Raw genomic sequence first — 3,328 nt, forward strand, 5'->3', positions numbered from 1 at the left:
GCCCAACCTGTCGACCATCCAGCTCGCCTGCGCCCGCGTCGGGCTGGTGTGGCAGGACCTGAAGATCGAGAGCGTCCATGCGAAGGACGCCGGCGAATGGCCCGGCCCGGGCGCCGAGCCATCGCACGGCTTGTACGCGCTCGCGCAATCGCTGCGCCGCCATGCGCGGCTGGCGGTGCTGACCAGCCCCGACAACACGCCCGACCGCATCGCGCGGATGATGCAGGCCGAAGGCCTGACGGACGATTTCCAGATCGCGGTTGCCGAGCGGCTGCTGCAGGCCGGCGAGCGCATCGTCACCGGCCTGTCGATCGCCGAAGCGGCGCAGGCGCGCTTTGCGGATCCGAACGTCGTGCTGCTGTGGCGCCAGTCGGCGCGGGCCACGCCGGTGCGCTTCGGGCTGCCCGACGCGAGCTACGAGCAGCGCCATCCGGACAAGGGCCTGATCACGAAGCTGGAGGTGCGCGCGGTCTCGCTCGCGCGCCTGCAGCTGCGCGAGGACAGCATCGTCTGGGACATCGGCGCCGGCTCGGGCGCGGTCGGCCTGGAGGCGGCGCGGCTGTGCCCGGCGGGCCACGTCTACGCGATCGAGAAGAACGAGGACGACGTGGCGATCGCCGGCCGCAACCGCGCCGCGATGGGCGTCGGCAACCACACGCTGGTGCACGCCAAGGCGCCGCAGGCGATGGACGGCTGGGCCGACCYGGACGCGGTGTTCATCGGCGGCTCGGGCGGCGAACTGGCCGAGCTGATCGCGTTGTGCCTGCGGCGGCTGCGCGCGGGCGGGCAGCTGGTGATGAACTTCGTGACGATCGAGAACCTGGGCACGGCCACCGCGACGCTGGCCGAGCTCGGCGCCGACTGGGATGTCGTGATGCTGCAGGCGTCGCGCAGCAAGCCGATCCTGCACATGCACCGGCTCGCGGCGGAGAACCCGGTGTGGGTGGTGTGCGCACGAAAGGCTTCCACATGACGCTGGGTCGATTGATCGGCGTGAGCCTCGGCCCGGGCGATCCGGGCCTGATCACGCGCGCCGCGTGGGCGCAGCTGGCGCGCCGCGACACCGTGTGGACCTACCCGACGCGCAGCACCAAGACGCCGAGCTATGCGTTCGACATCGTCACGCGCGCCGAGCTGCCGCCGCCGGCCGAGCACCTGCCGCTGCTGTTCCCGATGACGCACGACGAGGAGAAGCTGCTGCGCAGCTGGCACCGCGCCGCCGACACCGTGCTGCCGCTGCTGCGGGCCGGGCGCGACGTGCTGTTCCTCGTCGAGGGCGATGCCAGCACCTACGCGACCTTCGGGCACCTGGCGCGCACCGTGCGGTCGAGGGACGAGCGCATCGCGGTCGACACCATCGCCGGCGTCAATGCATTCAATGCGGCCGCGGCCACGCTGGGCCGCCCGCTCGGCGAGCAGGACGACACCATCGCCGTCGTGCCTGCGGCCTACGGCGTCAGCGCGCTCGACCGCCTGCTCGGCGATTTCGACACGCTGGTGCTGATGAAGGTGAAGCCGCTGATCGAGGACCTGCTCGACTGGCTGCAGCAGCGCGAGTTGCTGGCCGACGCGGCCTTCATCGAACGCTGCGGCGCACCCGACGAACGCGTGCTGCGCGGCGCCGGGATGCTGTCGCTGCGCGGCCAGAAGGTCAGCTACCTGTCGCTGATGCTGGTGCACAACCACCTGCGCGTGCGCGGTGAACGCATCCGCGGATGCCTCAAGAAATCCAGCCCGGAGACCCTCGATGACTGACCCCCGCATCGCGATCGTCGCGATCACCAAGCACGGCGCCGCACAGGCTGCGCAACTGGCCGCGCAGCAGCCGCGGGCCCACATCGTCTGCGCCGACAAGTTCCGCACGGCCTTCGACGGCCTCGCGAACCCGCTGCGCGCCTACACCGCCGCGCTGCGCGACGAGATCGGCCCGCTGTTCGCCGCCTACGACCAGCTGATCTTCTTCGTCTCGCTCGGTGCCGTCGTGCGGCTGATCGCGCCGCACCTGAAGTCGAAGGACGAGGACCCCGGCATCACCGTCGTCGACGATGCCGGCCAGTTCGTGATCCCGGTGCTGTCGGGCCACGTCGGTGGCGCCAACGCCTGCGCCGAACAGGTGGCAGCGCTGCTCGGCGCGACCCCGGTGCTGACGACCGCCTCCGACGTCGGCAAGACCATCCCGGTCGACATCCTCGGCCGCGAGCTCGGCTGGTCGGTCGAGGCGCCGAAGCTGAACATCACCCGCGTCTCGGCCCACGTCGTCAACGGCGAGCCGATCGCCTTCGTGCAGGAAGCCGGCAGCCCCAACTGGTGGACGCGGCCGACACCGCTGCCGGCCAGCATCCACCGCTTCGAACGCTTCGAGGACGTCGACCTGGCGCGCTTCAAGGCGGTGCTATGGGTCACGCACCGCGCGATCGACGCTGCGTTGTGGCAGCAGTTGAACGAACGGCTGGTCGTCTACCGCCCGCCGGCCGCAGAGGCTGCCGCATGAGGGTCGCGCTCGGGCTCGGCTGCGACCGCGGCACGCCGGTCGAGACGCTGTCGCGCGCGGTCGGCGAGGCGCTGGACCTGGCCGGCGTCGCGCTCAGCGACGTGGCCGCGGTGGCGAGCATCACGCTGAAGTCGAACGAGCTCGGCCTGCTCGACCTGGCCGCGCAGCGCGGCTGGTCGCTGCACTTCTACGACGMCGCCGAACTGGCCGAGGTGAAGGTGCCCAACCCGTCGGAGACGGTGCGGCGCTACACCGGCACGCCATCCGTCAGCGAGGCGGCCGCGTTGCTCGCGGCGGGCGCCGCGCCGGCCAGCTCGTTGCTGGTCGAGAAACACATCCTGCGTGGCGACGACGGCCGCCACGCGACCGTCTCCGTCGCGCGCTGCAGATAACTCTCCATCCCCTTTGAAAGGAACGACATGAACCCGCAACAAGCCCTTCAACCCACCGTCTCCTTCCCCGCCACCGCCTCGCGCGGCCTGCTGCGCCAGCTCGCCGCCGGCGCGCTGCTCGGCGTCGTGATGCTGTACGGCGTCGCGTTCGCCGAGAGCCCGCTCGCGCACAACGCGGCACACGACGTGCGCCATGCCACCGGCCGTCCGTGCCACTGAGCGGGAGCCGATGATGCTGTTCCGACGCCTGGTGTGGTGTGCACTGCTGGTCGCCTTGGCGGTGGGCAGCCTGCAGTGGGTCGTGCAACGCTGGCAGGCGGTGCCGATCATCCTCGCGGCCGAGGAGTTCGAGGTGCAGAAGTCTGCCGCGCCGGCTGCCCACGAGCACACGGCAGAAGAGGCCGCCCACGCGCACCACCATGACGTGGACTGGACACCCGCCGAC

General features: G+C 71.2%; 6 protein-coding genes. All 6 read left to right on the forward strand.

What is annotated here, in order from left to right; genetic code table 11:
* The coding region (gene cbiT / locus AC1D12_RS28640; RefSeq protein WP_477844500.1) for a precorrin-6Y C5,15-methyltransferase (decarboxylating) subunit CbiT at window positions 1–973 on the forward strand (973 nt) is incomplete at its 5' end.
* Window positions 970–1,755 (forward strand): precorrin-2 C(20)-methyltransferase, encoded by a 786-nt coding sequence (gene cobI / locus AC1D12_RS28645; protein WP_477824842.1) that lies wholly within the window; start codon window positions 970–972, stop codon window positions 1,753–1,755. The genes cbiT and cobI, both read left to right, overlap by 4 nt.
* Complete coding sequence (locus AC1D12_RS28650) at window positions 1,748–2,491, forward strand: cobalamin biosynthesis central domain-containing protein (protein WP_477824843.1); 744 nt, start codon at window positions 1,748–1,750, stop codon at window positions 2,489–2,491. The genes cobI and AC1D12_RS28650 overlap by 8 nt, the downstream gene beginning before the upstream one ends.
* Window positions 2,488–2,883: a cobalamin biosynthesis protein gene (locus tag AC1D12_RS28655; protein WP_477844502.1), complete on the forward strand. Its 396-nt coding sequence runs from the start codon at window positions 2,488–2,490 to the stop codon at window positions 2,881–2,883. The genes AC1D12_RS28650 and AC1D12_RS28655 overlap by 4 nt, the downstream gene beginning before the upstream one ends.
* 27 nt (window positions 2,884–2,910) lie before the next feature.
* Complete coding sequence (locus AC1D12_RS28660) at window positions 2,911–3,102, forward strand: CbtB domain-containing protein (RefSeq protein ID WP_477824844.1); 192 nt, start codon at window positions 2,911–2,913, stop codon at window positions 3,100–3,102.
* Window positions 3,103–3,115: 13 nt separating this feature from the next.
* Window positions 3,116–3,328 (forward strand): CbtA family protein (locus AC1D12_RS28665; RefSeq protein ID WP_477844504.1); only part of this gene is annotated, 213 nt, incomplete at its 3' end.

It is taken from the genome of Rhizobacter sp. P1_G5 (assembly GCF_056405435.1).